The organism is Phormidium sp. CCY1219, assembly GCF_055795085.1.
This window is the reverse complement of the sequence record NZ_JAYFEQ010000732.1, coordinates 1-201: the sequence shown is the minus strand read 5'-3', so window position 1 is coordinate 201 and position 201 is coordinate 1. Positions and strand designations below refer to the sequence as shown.

Annotated in this window: 1 protein-coding gene; it reads left to right on the top strand. The window is 41.8% G+C overall.

Annotated features, from left to right (window positions below; translation table 11 throughout):
- Positions 1–10 precede the first annotated feature (10 nt).
- The coding region (locus AC0QH1_RS22095; protein ID WP_324633505.1) for a group II intron maturase-specific domain-containing protein at positions 11–201 on the top strand (191 nt) is incomplete at its 3' end.

Sequence of the window (201 nt, the reverse complement as noted above, 5' to 3'; positions counted from 1 at the left end):
CAAAAAAGCCATCAAAACCCACTACGAGAAACTTAAGGAGATAGTAGACTCCCACAGAGCAGTACCACAAGAGGGGTTAATAAGACACCTCAACCCGGTCATCAGAGGGTGGAGCAACTACTACTCAACAGTAGTATCCAAGGAAGTCTTTTCTCAAATGGATGAATTACTATATTGGAAATTAACCAAATGGGGAAAACG